The sequence below is a fragment of the Psychrobacter glacincola genome, from assembly GCF_904846075.1.
In the GTDB taxonomy this organism is placed as follows: domain Bacteria; phylum Pseudomonadota; class Gammaproteobacteria; order Pseudomonadales; family Moraxellaceae; genus Psychrobacter; species Psychrobacter glacincola_C.
Map to the genome: position 1 here is coordinate 1,410,369 of NZ_CAJGZH010000001.1, position 16,541 is coordinate 1,426,909.

Consider the following 16,541-nt stretch of genomic DNA (forward strand, 5'->3'; position numbering starts at 1 on the left):
TTTGAGTGTCGCTGTCATTACATCGGTGCAATGCATTTGGGTAGCTTACGAGCCCAATCAAGCCTAATGGTTAGGCATTAAGCGCTTTGCTAACTTTTTAATATCGTTATTCCCAACAGGATCTAGTGATTTGGCATACCATAATGATCTGCGATTAGCTCAACAGTGCGCGATTGGGCGCGGCGCGAATAGCCCTGAACCACCATCATTACCTCATCGACACCTGTCTGCTCCTGAAGATCCTCTAAACCTTTTGCGACCTCGGCAGCAGTGCCATGCAGGGTTTGATCGGTATACTGTTCAATAATCTGGCGCTCTTGCATATTGCCTTGAAAAGCGGCTACTTCATCAGGAGGCAGTAAAGCAAAAGGCTTGCGCTGAAACATTCTCAACATTGCCATGGCAGACGATGTTGACTGGCGACGTGCCTCTACAGGATCTTCGTCCGCAATCGCGCCAATGCTGACTAAGCAGTATGGCTTGGCTAGAATTTTTGAAGGACGGAAATTCTCTCGGTAAATGCGCATGGCACTTAAGACATCAGCATTGCCAAACTGTAGAGCAAATGCATAAGGTCTACCCAGCTTTGCTGCCAGATGCGCGGAGTAAGTCGATGACCCTAAGATCCAAACATCAGCAGCGGTCTTCGATGGGGGTACTCGGTTTTGCTCGGCTTGCCATGGGCCTGGCACCGCATGAACCGCATGATAAGGATGGTCTTTTGGAAAACTGTTTTCTAAAAAGCCCAACAACTCTGCGACTTGCTGAGGAAATTCATCGTTTGCTGCCTTATGCCGACGCAAAGCGGAAGCCGTTGCACCATCCGTACCCAGTGCCCGTCCCAAACCAAGATCAATTCGTCCTGGCGCCATCGCATCGAGCATGCCAAATTGTTCAGCAATGACCAAAGGCACATGATTCGGTAGCATGATGCCGCCTGCACCAAGCCTAATTCGCTCAGTTTCCCCAGTAAGCCGAGCCACCATCATCTGCGGTGAAGGCACCGAAGCACCAGGCATGGCATGATGTTCAGACATCCAAAACCGCTGAAAGCCTCTTTTGTCAGCCAATTTCGCAAGCGCAATCATCTCTTGAAAGGTGTCCTCTGCCGTGTGACTAACGCCGGTGAAGGCATTGTCGAGCACCGAAAGAACGAAAGGGGCGCTACCTGAATGATTTGGCATATTCATAAACGATCTCATTTTTACCGTATTAACGATGCATAGCAACACACTTTGGGTATTGCCACACAGGGAAGATTTAAAGACCCAACCATCAAGCACTAGAATTTATAGGTTTGACCATCATTAGGGACAAGCGCACGCTGCTTGTCTAAGTGCTTTTCTTCGATAAAGCGGCGCAGCTCTGCCTTGGTGAGGGTGGCATGATTGACCGTATCCATGTGCACGCTCACGATCTGAGCATTAGGAGAGAATTTATACGCACGGTATACATCCTCTTTACCCATAATGATAGAGTCATCAACAAAGGTAGTTAACTTCGCATAGCCTGTATTAAGGATGACCGCATCAGGCTTATAGCGAGTGAATGCATCTTCCACTTCCTTATTCCAAACGGTATCCCCTGCGACATAAACGGTCTTGTAGTTTGGTTTCTGGAATACAATCCCCATCGTTTTGCCCAGTAGTTCAGCTAATGGTGCCACTTTGTACATCTCATCAGTACCATGCTGTCCGATGGTTTTATGAATTGTAACGCCTTTAAACACAAAGCCTTGCTCTGTTAATGCTATAACATTGGTAAAACCATCTTTACGTACGATTGCCGTATCCGCTTCATCTTGGGTAAAAATTGGCATGTCACGCGGCACGAGGTTGCGTGCGGCATCATCCCAATGGTCAGCATGAAGATGCGTCAAGATAATGGCATCAGCCCTAAGCACTTCGGCAACAGTCATCGGCAAATCCACCATTGGATAGCGTATTTGGCTATTTACTGTGCCATCAAACCCTGGATAAGCGTTTTTAGCTGCTAGCATCGGATCCACTAAAAACGTGGTGCCAGCATAATCAAGCTTGATCGTGGCATTACGGATTTGCTGAAATTGAACGGTATTGGTAGCTGTCTGTTTTACCGCGTTAGAATTTGCTGCTGGACTGGCAAAGGTGGTACATGCCGTTAACAACATGACGCCACTTAACAGTGTGGTGCCGGTCAGTGATTTTGCGATATTCATAATAGTTACCTTATTGAGGAAATTCTTCTTAATGGGACTAGGGTTTAAGAGTCTATTTCATGACTAAATCATGGTTTGGCTAACAACTCTGGATTAACGGGCAATCCAAGTTTGGGTATCAATCACTTCGCCATATAGAAACTCAATCGCTGCCATGATGGTGGCATGAGCCTGAACAGCAGGTACTTTCGTACCATTAAATTCAAGATCAAGCGTGGCACAGGCATCATGAACCGTAGTGGTTGTATAACCAAAGTCCACTGCAGCACGAACTGTGGCATCCACACACATGTGGCTCATGGCGCCAATCACAGTCACTTCTTTGATACCTTCTTTATCTAATAGCTCTTTCAGATTGGTCTCACGGAACGAATTGGGGTAATGCTTAGTGATGACGGCTTCATTCTCTATTGGTTTTACCTTTTCATTGATTGCTACACCATCGGTACCAGGCGTAAAGATCGGTGCGTCAGCAGGCATTTCATGACGGATATGAATGACGGTATGACCTTTTTCTCTCGCAGACGCAATCACCAAAGCTGCATTATCAGCGGCTTCGTTAATACCTACAAGTGATAAGTTACCTTGTGGGAAATACTCATTTTGAATGTCGACAACGATCAATGCTTGTGTGTTCATGATAATGCCTCTTTGTTTATGGAAGTGACTGTATAGGCGTATATTTTACAAGCACTGTGCTACACTAACGAGTGGCTACATCGACACATAAGAGGTTAATAACGACATATGAATCAAAAACATGCTATTGAAATTGGCTTGATCGTTTATGAGAAAGCACAAACGGCGGCTGTCCTTGGACTGACTGATTTATTCGTGGTGGCCAGTAAACTCGCCGCTAAACGTCAAGATACAACCGATCTGCCTTTACAGGTCAGTCACTGGGAGATTTGCGGCGTTAAGCAGCAGCCTAAGCGCACTTTTTCGAGCAATCCTGATAGCGTAGGAAGATTAACAGCCGTCATCATTCCACCCACGTTAGAAGCACCGATTGCAAAGCAAGCGGCAGAACCTTGGCTAGAATGGCTAAAAGAGCAGCATTCGACAGGGGTGATACTGTCGTCCGTCTGCGCCGGTGCTTTTTTATTGGGCGAAACAGGACTACTCTCCAAGCGAAAGGCAACCACGCATTGGGGTTATGCAGAGGATTTTAAGCAGCGTTTCCCTGATGTGGAGCTCGATGTCGATCGCATTATTATCGAAGACGGTGATATTGTGACCGCTGGTGGCGCGATGGCTTGGACGGATTTGGGATTGAGAATGGTGGATCGCTTTCTTGGTTCTCAGGTGATGAATGAGACCGCTCGTATGTTATTAATTGACCCTTCAAGGCGTGAACAATGTTATTACAGTGCTTTCTCACCCAACCTCACCCATGGAGACACAGCCATATTAAAAGTGCAGCATTGGCTACAAAGAACCAATGCACAAGATATCGATTTATCTACCTTAGCCGATTGCGCACAGTTAGAAGAGCGTACTTTTCTGCGTCGTTTTCATAAGGCGACGGGCATGACATCCACAGAATATTGTCAGCGATTACGCATCGGAGAGGCAAAAGACTTTTTACAGTTCTCGTCATCTCCTGTTGAGCAAATAGCGTGGAAAGTTGGTTATAGTGATGCCAGTGCATTTCGTAAAATATTTAAGCGCATTGTTGGGTTGACACCAAGTGAGTATCGACGTAGATTTAATTCGAATAAGGTGTGATAGGTTTAGGTAATGATTTTTTTAAAGGTAGGCTCATTGACTGCTTCTAGGTAAGAGGTGGATGTAATAAAACGGCCACTGATGTAGCCATAACCGTTTTATTCTTTAACTGTCATTAACGGGAAGACATTCCTTTAAAACGCAGTAAACGCAATGCATTCAGCGTCACCAGTACCGTAGCACCAGTATCCGCTAGCACAGCAATCCAAAGTCCTGTCACGCCGAGCACAGTGGTTATCAGAAATATGCCTTTTAACCCAAGTGCAAATATGACATTTTGATGGATATTTCTCATGGTGGCGCGGGATAAGGCAATAAGGTTAGCAACGTCCATCACGCGGCTTTTTAATAGGGCAATATCAGCCGTTTCGATAGCCACATCCGTGCCACTGCCCATCGCAATGCCAATATCTGCCGCTGCCAAAGCGGGTGCATCATTGATACCATCACCAATCATCGCTATTTTACTATTGCTTTGCATCTCGCTGAGTAGACGTAGCTTGTCTTCAGGTAACAGCTCAGCCTGCCACTCTATATCTAATTGACTAGCAAGTGCTTTTGCCGTACGGCTATTGTCACCTGTGAGCATGACAGAGCGCACGTTCATTTTATTGAGCTGGGCAATGGCTTGCTGTGCATCTTCTCGTAACTCATCACGTAGAGCGACCAATCCGAGCGCCTCCCTCGTGTGCTCATCAAACAAAATAGAAACCGTTTTACCATCATTTTGTAGCATCTCAATTTGAATCTGCTGCTCAGCTGGCAACCTCACTTTCTCAGCGACGTAGACTGGTGAGCCGATGGCCAAAGAGCGTCCAGCAACCGTTGCATGAACGGCTTTACCGGCAGTCGCAAAGGCGTTGGAGGATCTAGGTATGACTACCTTAGCGGCTTTGGCATGATCCACAATAGCGATAGCAAGCGGATGACTAGAGACGGAGTCGACACTCGCAAACAGTGACAGTAGTTTATCGTGACCCTCAGCATCGCCATGTACTGTTTTAAAATCAATGACATCGGTTACCCGTGGTTTTCCTTCAGTCAAAGTACCCGTTTTATCAAAAGCGACGGTGCTGACCTGACCAACCAACTCCATGACATTACCGCCTTTGATAAGCAGTCCATGGCGCGTGCCGACCGCCAAACCTGAGGCAATAGCGGCAGGTGTTGACAGCACAAGAGCACAAGGACAAGCTATCAGTAATAGCGCCAAACCGCGATATAACCATATTCCCCATTCTGCTCCCATCAGTAGAGGTGGGATAATAATGACCAGCGCTGCAATCGCCATCACGATAGGCGTATAGTAACGGCTAAAGGTTTCAATAAAGCGTGCAGTCGGTGCTTTGGACGATTGCGCCTGCTCCACAAGTTCAATAATACGCGCAATCGTATTATCTGCTGCTGTCTTTTCTACGCGTATTTGTAGTACCCCATCAACGTTGATAGATCCAGCAAAGACCTCAGCACCTATGGTTTTGGCAACAGGAACAGATTCTCCTGTCACAGGTGACTCATCAAGGCTAGATATTCCTTGAATAATCACCCCATCAGCAGAAACTCTATCACCGGGACGCACAAGCACCTTATCGTTAATCTGTAATGCAGTCGCTGCCACCTGACGTTGTTGTCCTTGCGTGTCTAACAAGATAGCTGTCTTTGGCACTAGCGATGATAACGCTCTGATGCCAGCGCGCGCACGATCAGCTGCGACACTTTCTAGCAGCTCACCAACTGAGAATAAAAATACCACGGCGGCAGCTTCTTCTGCCTCTCCAATGATAAGGGCGCCGATAGCCGCAACAGACATGAGCATTTCAATTGAAAAAGGCGAACCTACTAACGCCAGTGCAAAAGCTTTACGAGCAAATGGTAGGACTCCGATAGCCACAGCGGCAATAAAAACCCATGCGCCATATTCAGGGAAAATTAAGGACAACATATATGCGGCACTCATCAAAATCCCAGTACCAATAACCTGCTTACCCTTTATGGTTTGCCACCAGCGCTGATTCTCTATCGCTGATTGACTTTCATCAGTGCTACTCTTCTCTTGTTGACCATTTAACGCTGATATACCGAACCCGAGACGCTTAATGGTTTTTTCGATATCTTTAACATCAGTCGCTGCATCAGACGCCAAGATTAGCTCTAGCTTTTGGGTCGCAAAGTTTAACTGAACACCAGAGACGCCTGGCATACGTATGAGCGCCCGCTCAATTTTGCCAACACAACTGGCACAGTCCATACCTTCAATATGATATTGCATAGTTATTTATCCTCTTATTGAAGATATTATTAACCCTATAGTAGCTTCAGGGTCAAGGCTTTTAACGATAAAGGGGTTTGATTTTTTATCAGCAAACCTTATAGTTACTTTATTGTTTTAGATAATAGAAAATACTATTTAAGGAGATACACATGCTTATCAAAATTGGCGAGCTTGCCACGCGCACCGGTGCGACGGTCGAAACCATTCGTTATTATGAGAAAGAGATGTTATTACCAGAGCCTGCGCGTAGCCAAGGCAACTATCGTTTGTACAATGAGGCGCATTTTGAGCGTCTACAATTTATCCTGCACTGCCGTACGCTCGATATGACTTTGGATGAAGTACGAACCCTGCTTCAGTATAGAGATAAACCTGAGGAAAACTGCGGTGAGGTCAATGTGCTATTGGATGAGCATATCGATGCGGTAGAAACACGTATGGAAGAATTGGTTCAGTTAAAGCAACATCTACTAGCGTTGCGGCAAAAATTCGCAAGTGAAGCGCTGGCTGAATCCTGCGGAATATTGCATGCGCTTGCCGATAACTCCTGTCATAAATAAAGTATTCATTTTGGTAACATTATCCACTTTTCATACGTAAAAGTAGACCTATCACCAAACGCGCGTGGTCAATAAATTCAAAATGATTCAGCCCATAATCCTTTCTGTTAATCGTATAGACTGCGCGTCTATCAGACTGACTCATTGCACTTGTGCAGGGAAGCCAGCCTTTGCTAAAGCAGCCGTCATCTGCTCAACACTTGCGATGGTTTCAATACTGACCACTTTGGCTGCTAAATCCATGTCAACCTTGGCGTTTGAGTCGATATCGTGAATAATTGCTGTCACACCACGAGCACAGCCGCCATATTTCATGTTTCCAATCCATAGTTTCATAGCCTTTCTCCAAATAAGTTTTATTTCATCACTAAGCTTAAGCCTTGTCTTGATGGTAATGTCAAACATATTTTAAAAAAACACGCTTGACCTTACCATCATGTCAACCTCTATGCTGTTGATAACAGATTGAACATGATAGAGGATGTTATGAACTCAGAAAATAGTAAGTCTTATCTTTACAATGAAACATTACCCATTGAAGGTATGACCTGTGCTTCCTGTGTGGGGCGGGTGGAAAAAGCATTAAAAAAAGTTGAAGGTGTTGAAAATGCTGAGGTGAATCTTGCGACTGAAAACGCCATGATTTCCTCGTCTCAACCTTTAGATCTTATCGCAGCAACCAAAGCCGTAGAACGAGCCGGTTATAAGGTCTTGGCCTCTCAGCCGATTGAGCTGTCGATAGAAGGTATGACTTGTGCTTCCTGCGTTGGACGGGTAGAAAAAGCCTTAAAAAAAGTTGAAGGCGTACAACAAGCAAACGTCAACCTTGCTACTGAACGCGCATGGGTACAAGGCAACGCTCAAGTACAGAGCAGCGATTTGATTCAAGCCGTTAAAAAAGCGGGGTACACGGCTAAGCAGATTGAGCAGAATGCACGTGTTCGACAGGATAAAAAAGCCACGGAGCAGCAACAGCTGAAACGAGATTTGATGATCTCTTTAATTCTAGCCGTGCCTGTTTTTATTCTAGAAATGGGGTCACATATGATTCCAGCTTTTCATATGTGGGTCATGGACAATATCGGCACGCAACAAAGCTGGCTGATTCAATTTGTTTTGACCACGCTGGTACTCATCTTTCCAGGCCGACGTTTTTATCAAAAAGGTATTCCAGCATTATGGCGCTTGGCTCCAGATATGAATTCATTGGTGGCTGTTGGAACACTGGCGGCTTATAGTTTTTCGCTAGTCGCAACATTTATTCCACAAGTTCTACCTGAGGGTACTGTGAATGTGTATTACGAAGCGGCGGCTGTGATTGTGAGCTTAATTTTATTAGGGCGTTATTTCGAGGCAAAAGCCAAAGGGCGTACCTCTCAAGCCATTCAACATCTAGTGGGTATGCAAGCAAAAACAGCACGTGTTCACCACAATGGGCAAGTGACTGAAGTACCGATTGCAGAGGTGACCACAGAAACGATTGTTGAGATTCGTCCCGGTGAGCGTGTTCCAGTCGATGGTGAAGTAATTGAAGGTCAAAGTTATATTGATGAATCCATGATTACAGGTGAACCCGTTCCTGTCAAAAAACAAGTCGGTGATCAAGTGGTCGGAGGAACAGTCAATCAGAATGGAACCTTAAATTTTCGGGTGACTGCTATCGGAGAATCGTCGGTATTGGCACAAATCATTCGCATGGTTGAACAGGCTCAAGGGTCTAAATTACCGATTCAGGCATTGGTTGATAAAGTCACTATGTGGTTTGTCCCCATGGTCATGCTCTTAGCAATGCTCACTTTTATAGTCTGGTTTATCTTTGGTCCTGACCCTGCGTTGACGTTTAGTCTCGTCAACGCCGTTGCCGTCCTAATCATTGCTTGTCCCTGTGCAATGGGATTGGCAACCCCTACATCCATAATGGTTGGTACAGGTCGCGGCGCAGAAATGGGCGTCTTATTCCGCAAAGGTGAAGCGTTACAAGCTTTACAGGAAGTAAAAGTCATTGCTGTCGATAAAACTGGCACATTGACTGAAGGCAAACCAACCTTAACAGATTTTTATGTCCAACCAGGGTTCGAACGTGAGCAAGTCTTGCGTATTGTGGCATCGGTTGAAGCAAAATCTGAACATCCCATTGCCTTAGCCATTGTTCAGGCCGCAGAGCAACAGAATATTAGCTTATTGCCGATTACCACTTTTGACTCTGTGACGGGATTTGGAATCAAAGCAGGAGTTGAAGGTCAAGCCGTTCATATTGGTGCTGATCGTTATATGCAGCAATTAGGACTTGATGTTACTCCCTTTAAAGACGAAGCCGCGCACTTAGGACAAGAAGCTAAAACCCCCATATATGTCGCGATTGATCAGAAATTGGTTGCTATTATTGCCGTTGCAGATCCCATTAAAGACACCACTTATGCCGCGATTGCAGGTTTACATCAACTGGGCTTAAAAGTAGCAATGATTACAGGGGACAATCGGCATACTGCGCAAGCTATTGCAGCAAAATTACATATTGATCAAGTGATCGCAGAAGTGTTGCCTGATGGAAAAGTAGATGCAATACGTCAACTGCAACAACAATATGGACGAGTGGCTTTTGTTGGTGATGGTATTAATGATGCACCCGCTCTTGCTCAAGCTGATGTCGGACTGGCAATTGGCACAGGGACAGATGTGGCAATTGAAGCCGCAGATGTAGTGTTAATGTCAGGTAGTTTACAAGGGGTTCCTAATGCGATTGCTTTAAGTCAGGCTACCATCAAAAATATTCGACAAAATCTATTTTGGGCATTTTTCTATAACATTGCTTTAATTCCAATTGCCGCAGGGGTTTTATATCCAGCATTTGGAATTTTGTTGTCACCTATTTTTGCAGCAGGCGCAATGGCGCTATCCTCTGTTTTTGTACTAGGTAATGCCTTACGCTTAAAGTACTTTCAGGTGCCCGTGATTAAAGCGTAGAACTGTTAATATAGGGTTAAAGTACCCGTTTGGCTTTAACCCTTTTTATATCAGGAGGAAAGTTATGAATATCGGTCAAGCGTCAGAGCAATCAGGAATCTCTCCCAAAATGATCCGCTATTATGAACAGATTGGGTTACTTGATGCCGCAAAACGCTCAAATTCAGGATATCGAATCTATTCTAAACAAGATATAAAAGACTTATGCTTTTTAAGACAGGCTCGTGATTTAGGTTTTTCGTCCAAACAGATGAAAGAGTTGCTTGATTTGCGGAAAAATACAGATCGGCAGAGTGCTGATGTTAAACAATTGACACTGCAACATATCGCAACTTTGAACCAAAAAATAGCTCAATTGCAAGATATGGTGAGCTCACTACAGATTTCAGCTGATCATTGCTCAGGTGATGCAAACGCCGATTGTGCCATACTAAAAGATCTTGAACAGAATAAATAAAGTAAATTACATGTAATCTCATCTGTTTTTTATGCATATTTCAGTCTAAAAAAACATGTGTCTAAAAGAATACTTTCAGAAAAAATTAAGGCTATGGTTTCCTAGTGAGGACTTGAATCTTTGGCTGTGAGCTAATGGTATTAAGGTTTCAACTTGCTGAGATAGCCACAGTGTACTTCATGATGTACTTACCATAGATATTCTATCTATGATCGGTGCGCTAGTGAGGATACATATCGTCGAGACCATCCCAGATTCTGTGTAACTGACGTTTAGATTAAATACTTACACAAAATTTAGGAAGGTCTCCCAGATTCTTATCAAAGACTTCATCATCTATTATTCGCCAAACGGCAACTTGCTGATGGTCTTTGGTGGTGACTAGATTTAAAGTTTGTTCAATCATTGCTTGAGGTCTCATATCCTTATGATGTTTATTTGCTTCAAACCCAGTTACTTTACACTTAGCGGTTTAATTAAGCTACTTACTTGAGCTATTTGCTTCAGTTATTAGGCTTGGCTACTTACTCAACTTCAATATTCTAAAGGCGCCCTGAATAACTAAAGCAAATACGATGCTACCAATAATCAAATCAGGCGTACTAGAGTGTAACCAATTAACCAAAATCCCTGCAACAATTACCCCTAAATTGATAATCACATCGTTTGAAGTGAAAATCATACTGGCTTGCATATGGGCTTCTTCTCCTTCTTTGCTTTTCGATTTTTGTAGTAAATAGAGGCAAATCAAGTTTGCAATTAGCGCAAGAATCGATATGACTATCATGGTAGAAAAGTCAGGTAACTGCTCATTGCCAAAGAAACGTCTTAGTACTTCTAAAAAACCAAGAATCGCTAGCGTAATTTGAAAATATCCGGCAATTCTAGCAATCCGTTTTTTCTTAATGACCGTTCCACCGACCGCAAATAAGCTAATTCCGTACACTAAGCTATCTGCTAACATATCTAAGCTGTCGGCGACCAACCCCATCGAACGAGAAATCAGTCCCGTGCTCATTTCAATAATAAAGAAAGCAAAGTTAATGACCAGCACTATCCATAGTAGCTTTCTTTGCTCAGCATCTTTTTTGTGACTAGAGTCAGCATCAATTTTAAAATTATTGTTGGGATCAGAGGGGTCAATGGTTTCGGTCGAGAGTAGGGTGTCTCCTAATTTTAGGTCATGAATAGCAGTCTCTATCCCTTCTATATTGTCATGATGAAACACAGTTAATTGACGGTTAGGAATGTCGAACTCAAGATGTTCAATATTCGAGTGGCCCTCTAATTTCATTCGGATTAGGTTTTCCTCCGAAGGGCAGTCCATCTTCGATATTTTAAAAGTTGTTTTATTCATAGCTACATTTATATCCGGGTGGTGGTTCAAAAAGTAGAAAAAAAACAGGCTGAGAAATTGATAAATAGTGAAATGCAAATGACACTATACATCAAATGCCCAGCCTGTCTAAGTGACAATATAAAGAAAAATGGTTTCAAAAGCTATACCCCAAAGGAACCAGCTATTTCACCCTTTAAACCTATTAACAGACTACTCAAAATAGACTGTTAATATGGAACTATCTATAACAGGCTTTTGAATTATGGGACTGGTCGCCGCGCTTTTGCCCTATCATTAGCCTATACCTAAAACATAAAACCTTTAAATGATAACCTATCTATCATTAGACTTTTTTATGTTATTAAATGATAGTAATATCTTGCTATTATCAATGAACATTAATTATTAAGTCTAAATAATAGAGGTGGCGTTATGACTGTTCGTATTTATGTGAGAGCCAGCACTAAGGATCAAGACGCGACCAGAGCATTGTCTGACTTGATTAGCTTTAGCCAAAGCTATGATGATAACCATGTTGAGTACGTAGAGCATTTCAGTGGTACAAAGTTAGATAGACCAGCACTCACTAAGTTACTCAATGATGCTGAGCAAGGCGATATATTGCTTGTTGAGAGTGTAGATAGATTGAGTAGATTGTCTCAGGATGATTTTGCTATCTTAAAGCAGCGCATCAAAGATAAAGGTTTGCGATTGGTAGTGGCTGATCTACCAACTACACATACGGTTAGCGAGGGTATGACAGGCGACATCCTTAGGGTAATTAACAATATGCTGATCGACTTATTAGCAACGATGGCAAAGCTTGATAACGATAAGCGTAGAGAACGTATCAAGCAGGGATTAGCAAACAGTGGATATAAACCTACTGGTAAGAAAGCAAATCTAGCAAAACACAATCGTATTAGAGAATTAGACAGTCAAAATAATATGACAAAAGAGGAAATCGCTAAGGCGGTTGGTGTTGGGGTAGCTACGGTTTATCGTGTCTTAAAACAGGGTTAATAGCTGAAGTATTTTAAACATTAATTTACGTTTCTATAGACGCGATGCTATCAAATATATAATCATTAAGTTGATAGATTTTAATCATGTATCTTGATTCAAAAAAACCCTGTATTTGAGTATTTGAGTATTTGAGTATTTGAGTATCACTTTGCCTTTTTAGCTATGATAGTAATCAGCTGTATCAACTTTGTACGTACTAGCGTTGCAACTGATTTATTTTATATATCGAATGCAGCGACTTTATGCCCATGCTTTGAGCAAATGCTATAAGCTCATTTTTAGCACATATAAGTGGTTCCATTATAGCAGTCTGTTTTGAGTGGTCTGTTAATAGGGTTTTGGGGCTTTTAAGTCGGTTCCGCTAGGGTATACCCTAGGATAATAGGAAATCCATCGCGGATGACAAAACCTGTTTAGCTTTTAAACAATACGGGTTTGTCGATAGTATGTAAGATAAGTTCGAAAAGTGACTAGAGTGTTAGATTATTCATACTGGGTCTGAATTAAAATTTTATTGTGATTAATTTCTGCTCAATGTTATTCATTTGTCGCCATGATGAGTGATGGCGGCTTGTGATTTAGTTAGGAAAAATAATCTTGAGTAATAAGGTACGTTTGTAGCATTTGCAGCAGGGCTTGTTCTAGGCTTCTTTACTTACACTTTCCTGTAAATTCTTTTTTAGTAAATGATCGAATATAAACGGGCCAAAAGGTAAGAGTGAGCCGAGTACGCCCGCAGGTATTGCCCAAAGAGGCATTTTCATTTTGATAGCTGAGCCTATAAGTATTATGATATAGGTAATAAACAATATACCGTGTGCCATACCGATGTATTTCACACCTTCTGGAATGTCCAGCATATATTTTAGTGGCATGGCGATACAGAGCAATAATAAGAAAGAGGTGCCTTCTAGGTAGCCTATAATGGTAAGGCTTTTTAATGCGGCACTTTGTTTTTTTCTAAGATTATGTATTTGTTTGATAGTTAGCTGAGCATGTGACACTATATTATCCTTTTGTTATTTCAATAAATAATTTAGGCGGTATTCAATGTCTTTATAATAATGGCCCTGTCCAGAGCTTTGAAGTACTGGTTTTTGTCATCTACCACTTAGCACGTCACGCCTTCGTCTAGCCACTTCAAAATCATCCTGCGTTCACTCGCATACAATTATGCATTGGGTTTTGGGATATAGAATGAGAGAGTATTTGTATTAATCATATATCACCTTCCAGTTCGCATTTTTATAAACACACTTGAGTATAAAAAGTATCTTTCCGTATAGAGCAGCTATGACGCTAGTTCTTTTTATTTGTACTGATCAATATTCACTTGTTTATTCATTACGCTTACTTTCCAAAAATATCATATCAATTATAATCAACGCTACACCGACACAGACACCTATATCTGCAACATTGAAAATAGGATAATTCCAGACATCAGCATAATGCACATGGATAAAGTCAACCACTTTGCCAATTCTTAAACGATCGATTAAGTTGCCAATCGCACCGCCAAGCACTAAGGCCAACCCCATAGACAATAGCTTGGCTGTACGTGGCGCTTTGATTAAATAAATCGTTAAAAAGATAGCCATTACAAAAGCTAAGCCTGAGAAAAACCATTTCTGCCAACCGCCAGCGTCGGCTAAAAAGCTAAATGCTGCCCCATAGTTATAAGCGAGTGTCCAGTTGAGAAATGGTTCAATGACCGGTACGGGGTCATTGAACGCTAATTTGGTTTGGGCCAACCACTTAGTCCATTGATCAAGTATTAACACCATTATCGCCAACAAATACCAGATAAAAGCGCGACTGCCATTGGCAACCATTTTTGGCATTTTATCCAACTTACCTTTAGGTGTTATCGAGTTGCCTGAAGTCACGTACATAGCTTTAGGCGTATGATTCATGGTTTTAGAGTCAATCGATTGATGAGTACTACTCACAGCTATAGGTACTTTATTGTCAGCAATATTAGTACTAGCCGATTCAACGCTATTCAATTTAGTACTATCTAATCTGTCGGTAGATTCAGTCATAGTTGTTTTCTTTATCTGTGTTTATACAATGAACAATGTTAAACGTATATGTTTTTGGTATACGACTATTAATCGCGCCACTTTTATAAACGGCTCCACTTACCGCTCTGGTGTTATGAAACTTACGGTAATAATTTTTTATTAGGGAATCTGTTGATTGATTTCAACATTAACCTGAGTCTGTTCAGCGCTAATCACTATAGGATTACCCGATAAGTCGCCTGACTCTGCTATGGCATTACCGCTATGACTAATACGAGCAACGACTGCTAACTGAGTTTTGTCACTACGAGCTGAATTTAACGTGCGATCTGGCATCATCGCATCAAGATTGCTTAAGCGGATACTAGCCTCACCTTGCTTGATAATACTAATGGGTAAACGTTTGGCGGCAAACGGAGGGCCCCCTTTCACATCACGTATCGCTACAAACAACACATCATCAGCTTTCACTAACGGTAATAAATTAGCGTTAATTTTCACTGTCACGTCAATACCTTCTAGCGCTTGCTTTTCTTGCGTGCTAACGTAGTTGCTTAACTCATCTAAGCTTGCTAAAGCTTTAGTATGATCACCTGGTTTGGCCACAATGCTGCCTTGTAAGCGTTTAATCCAACCTTGCGCTTGGGCAAAGTTACTACTACGAGTCTCACCCATTGCCATGAGCATTTGAGCCCGTTCATGCTGTGGATTCTTAGCTAATATAGCTTGTAATACACGGCGAATATTGGCGTCTAACTGACCTTCATTAACGAAAAAGCTAGTCTGAGCATAAGTGGTGGCGATTTCTTCATTTTCAGGAGCTAAACGATAGGCACGAGATAAGGCTTCCAGCGCAGAATCAGTTGCCTCCATAGATAAGAAAAGCTCGGATAGGCGCATCCAGCGATTAGGATCATCAGCATTACGATGAACATTGGTTTGCATGGCGCTAATCAGTTGACGACCATCTTCAAACGCCCATGATGGCGGCTTGTCAATTTTAGCTGTCAATAGGTCGTCAGCCACTTGTCCTACTTTGTCCTCAGCTGTCCACAAATCAAACACGGGCGTACGATTGCCTATTAGTAAATACGCCATTGCAGCCAATATTGGGATCCAAGCTGCGACAATTAAACGGCTTTTGACATCAGGGGTGACCATAGGTGTTATCTGACGCTGCGCATCTAATAGCTGACGCTCCAGTTCCAGCTTTTGATTTTGATAATGGCTATTATTAATAGTACCGCTGTCTTTATCTGTTTGTAGCTCAGCTAAACGTTCGCGAAATACTGCAACATTAATATCTAGCAGTTGATTGTCTATTGGTTTGGACTGCAAACGCGGTGCTCGTAGCCATGGCATAATAGCAATCAGCGCAAATATAAGGGCAATCAGCAAGCTTAGAGTTACAAATAAGCCAAAAGTAGAAAATAGAGTCATTTTTTGTCCTCTAGGCTAGTAATGTCGTGGTCGACACTCTCAGCTTGCGATAATAGACGATCAAGCTCAGCCTTTTCCGTAGAGGTCAAGGCAGCAGTACTGTTCACTGTGACGCCGCTTTGACCACGGGCAACAACTTGGCGACGCTTACTTTGCCAAAACCAACCAATAATTAAGACGAGCAATAATAGTGGTGGAAAAAACCATAGGATCCATGTTGATGGTCGCATAGGCGGCTTGTAGCTAATAAAGTCACCGTAGCGCTCTTGCATATAGACGCGTATTTCAGCATCACTACGTCTATCTTTAATTAAATCATAGACTTTTTGCTTTAGATCCTGTGCAATCGGTGCATCAGAGGCTGCAAGGTTTTGATTTTGGCATTTTGGGCAGCGAAACTCTTCTATTAATCCACGATACTGAGCTTCTTGCTGTGGTGAGTCAAAATCGTATACGTCAATAGCTGCGTTTGCCGTCATGTTAAGCAGACACGCTAGTATTAAGCTTGCTAGTTTTAAAACTATATTGGGT

General features: G+C 42.6%; 15 protein-coding genes and 1 pseudogene. 6 read left to right on the plus strand and 10 right to left on the minus strand.

Features of this window, described 5'->3' with window-relative positions; translation table 11 throughout:
• Positions 1–122 precede the first annotated feature (122 nt).
• The 3 genes from JMW85_RS05970 to JMW85_RS05980 all read right to left on the minus strand — a co-directional run bounded on the left by JMW85_RS05970 (position 123) and on the right by JMW85_RS05980 (position 2,836).
• Positions 123–1,190: an LLM class flavin-dependent oxidoreductase gene (locus JMW85_RS05970; protein WP_087814381.1), complete on the minus strand. Its 1,068-nt coding sequence runs from the start codon at positions 1,188–1,190 to the stop codon at positions 123–125.
• Positions 1,191–1,282: 92 nt separating this feature from the next.
• Entirely contained in the window at positions 1,283–2,197 is a 915-nt protein-coding gene (locus tag JMW85_RS05975) for an MBL fold metallo-hydrolase (RefSeq protein WP_087814382.1), read from the minus strand.
• 93 nt (positions 2,198–2,290) lie between these two features.
• On the minus strand, positions 2,291–2,836 hold the full coding sequence (locus JMW85_RS05980; protein WP_087814383.1) for a cysteine hydrolase family protein: 546 nt from the start codon (positions 2,834–2,836) through the stop codon (positions 2,291–2,293).
• A gap of 108 nt (positions 2,837–2,944) precedes the next feature.
• Here JMW85_RS05980 and JMW85_RS05985 point away from each other — a divergent pair, with 108 nt between their 5' ends.
• Entirely contained in the window at positions 2,945–3,925 is a 981-nt protein-coding gene (locus tag JMW85_RS05985; protein WP_109590103.1) for a GlxA family transcriptional regulator, read from the plus strand.
• Positions 3,926–4,040: 115 nt separating this feature from the next.
• Here JMW85_RS05985 and JMW85_RS05990 read toward each other — a convergent pair whose 3' ends face one another.
• The gene (locus tag JMW85_RS05990; RefSeq protein WP_109590101.1) at positions 4,041–6,194 is read right to left on the minus strand and encodes a heavy metal translocating P-type ATPase; all 2,154 of its coding nucleotides are present in this window, start codon (positions 6,192–6,194) and stop codon (positions 4,041–4,043) included.
• A gap of 152 nt (positions 6,195–6,346) precedes the next feature.
• Here JMW85_RS05990 and cadR point away from each other — a divergent pair, with 152 nt between their 5' ends.
• Complete coding sequence (gene cadR, locus JMW85_RS05995) at positions 6,347–6,757, plus strand: Cd(II)/Pb(II)-responsive transcriptional regulator (protein WP_276529644.1); 411 nt, start codon at positions 6,347–6,349, stop codon at positions 6,755–6,757.
• Between the two features lie 141 nt (positions 6,758–6,898).
• Here the strand turns inward: cadR and JMW85_RS06000 are convergent, their stop codons facing one another.
• Complete coding sequence (locus tag JMW85_RS06000) at positions 6,899–7,093, minus strand: heavy-metal-associated domain-containing protein (protein WP_109590099.1); 195 nt, start codon at positions 7,091–7,093, stop codon at positions 6,899–6,901.
• Between the two features lie 150 nt (positions 7,094–7,243).
• On the opposite strand from JMW85_RS06000, the gene JMW85_RS06005 reads away from it, so the two are divergent.
• Positions 7,244–9,721 carry a heavy metal translocating P-type ATPase gene (locus tag JMW85_RS06005; protein WP_109590098.1) on the plus strand — a complete coding sequence of 826 codons (2,478 nt, stop codon included), beginning with the start codon at positions 7,244–7,246 and terminating at the stop codon, positions 9,719–9,721.
• A gap of 64 nt (positions 9,722–9,785) precedes the next feature.
• Complete coding sequence (cueR, locus tag JMW85_RS06010; RefSeq protein ID WP_087814389.1) at positions 9,786–10,178, plus strand: Cu(I)-responsive transcriptional regulator; 393 nt, start codon at positions 9,786–9,788, stop codon at positions 10,176–10,178.
• Positions 10,179–10,698: 520 nt separating this feature from the next.
• On the opposite strand, the gene JMW85_RS06015 is transcribed toward cueR, so the two are convergent.
• The gene (locus JMW85_RS06015; RefSeq protein WP_057758797.1) at positions 10,699–11,535 is read right to left on the minus strand and encodes a cation transporter; all 837 of its coding nucleotides are present in this window, start codon (positions 11,533–11,535) and stop codon (positions 10,699–10,701) included.
• A gap of 72 nt (positions 11,536–11,607) precedes the next feature.
• Here JMW85_RS06015 and JMW85_RS06020 point away from each other — a divergent pair.
• Both JMW85_RS06020 and JMW85_RS06025 read left to right on the plus strand, forming a co-directional pair.
• Positions 11,608–11,682 (plus strand): annotated as a pseudogene (locus tag JMW85_RS06020) (IS1 family transposase); the annotation flags it as partial.
• Positions 11,683–11,949: 267 nt separating this feature from the next.
• On the plus strand, positions 11,950–12,540 hold the full coding sequence (locus tag JMW85_RS06025) for a recombinase family protein (RefSeq protein ID WP_025643766.1): 591 nt from the start codon (positions 11,950–11,952) through the stop codon (positions 12,538–12,540).
• A gap of 644 nt (positions 12,541–13,184) precedes the next feature.
• Here JMW85_RS06025 and JMW85_RS06030 read toward each other — a convergent pair.
• The 4 genes from JMW85_RS06030 to JMW85_RS06045 form a co-directional block, all read right to left on the minus strand.
• Positions 13,185–13,547 (minus strand): DUF3817 domain-containing protein, encoded by a 363-nt coding sequence (locus tag JMW85_RS06030; RefSeq protein ID WP_058023733.1) that lies wholly within the window; start codon positions 13,545–13,547, stop codon positions 13,185–13,187.
• 333 nt (positions 13,548–13,880) lie between these two features.
• Complete coding sequence (gene lspA, locus JMW85_RS06035) at positions 13,881–14,588, minus strand: signal peptidase II (protein ID WP_037026031.1); 708 nt, start codon at positions 14,586–14,588, stop codon at positions 13,881–13,883.
• Positions 14,589–14,729: 141 nt separating this feature from the next.
• Entirely contained in the window at positions 14,730–16,010 is a 1,281-nt protein-coding gene (ccmI, locus tag JMW85_RS06040; RefSeq protein ID WP_101211261.1) for a c-type cytochrome biogenesis protein CcmI, read from the minus strand.
• On the minus strand, positions 16,007–16,489 hold the full coding sequence (locus JMW85_RS06045; protein ID WP_020443538.1) for a cytochrome c-type biogenesis protein: 483 nt from the start codon (positions 16,487–16,489) through the stop codon (positions 16,007–16,009). Before JMW85_RS06045 ends, ccmI begins: the two co-directional genes overlap by 4 nt.
• Between the last annotated feature and the right edge of the window lie 52 nt (positions 16,490–16,541).

Bases quoted from the DNA above. Each gene is read 5' to 3' on its own strand.
- JMW85_RS05970 (WP_087814381.1), bottom strand. From the start codon at position 1,190: ATGAATATGCCAAATCATTCAGGTAGCGCCCCTTTCGTTCTTTCGGTG.
- JMW85_RS05975 (WP_087814382.1), bottom strand. From the start codon at position 2,197: ATGAATATCGCAAAATCACTGACCGGCACCACACTGTTAAGTGGCGTC.
- JMW85_RS05980 (WP_087814383.1), bottom strand. From the start codon at position 2,836: ATGAACACACAAGCATTGATCGTTGTCGACATTCAAAATGAGTATTTC.
- JMW85_RS05985 (WP_109590103.1), top strand. From the start codon at position 2,945: ATGAATCAAAAACATGCTATTGAAATTGGCTTGATCGTTTATGAGAAA.
- JMW85_RS05990 (WP_109590101.1), bottom strand. From the start codon at position 6,194: ATGCAATATCATATTGAAGGTATGGACTGTGCCAGTTGTGTTGGCAAA.
- cadR (WP_276529644.1), top strand. From the start codon at position 6,347: ATGCTTATCAAAATTGGCGAGCTTGCCACGCGCACCGGTGCGACGGTC.
- JMW85_RS06000 (WP_109590099.1), bottom strand. From the start codon at position 7,093: ATGAAACTATGGATTGGAAACATGAAATATGGCGGCTGTGCTCGTGGT.
- JMW85_RS06005 (WP_109590098.1), top strand. From the start codon at position 7,244: ATGAACTCAGAAAATAGTAAGTCTTATCTTTACAATGAAACATTACCC.
- cueR (WP_087814389.1), top strand. From the start codon at position 9,786: ATGAATATCGGTCAAGCGTCAGAGCAATCAGGAATCTCTCCCAAAATG.
- JMW85_RS06015 (WP_057758797.1), bottom strand. From the start codon at position 11,535: ATGAATAAAACAACTTTTAAAATATCGAAGATGGACTGCCCTTCGGAG.
- JMW85_RS06025 (WP_025643766.1), top strand. From the start codon at position 11,950: ATGACTGTTCGTATTTATGTGAGAGCCAGCACTAAGGATCAAGACGCG.
- lspA (WP_037026031.1), bottom strand. From the start codon at position 14,588: ATGACTGAATCTACCGACAGATTAGATAGTACTAAATTGAATAGCGTT.
- ccmI (WP_101211261.1), bottom strand. From the start codon at position 16,010: ATGACTCTATTTTCTACTTTTGGCTTATTTGTAACTCTAAGCTTGCTG.
- JMW85_RS06045 (WP_020443538.1), bottom strand. From the start codon at position 16,489: ATGACGGCAAACGCAGCTATTGACGTATACGATTTTGACTCACCACAG.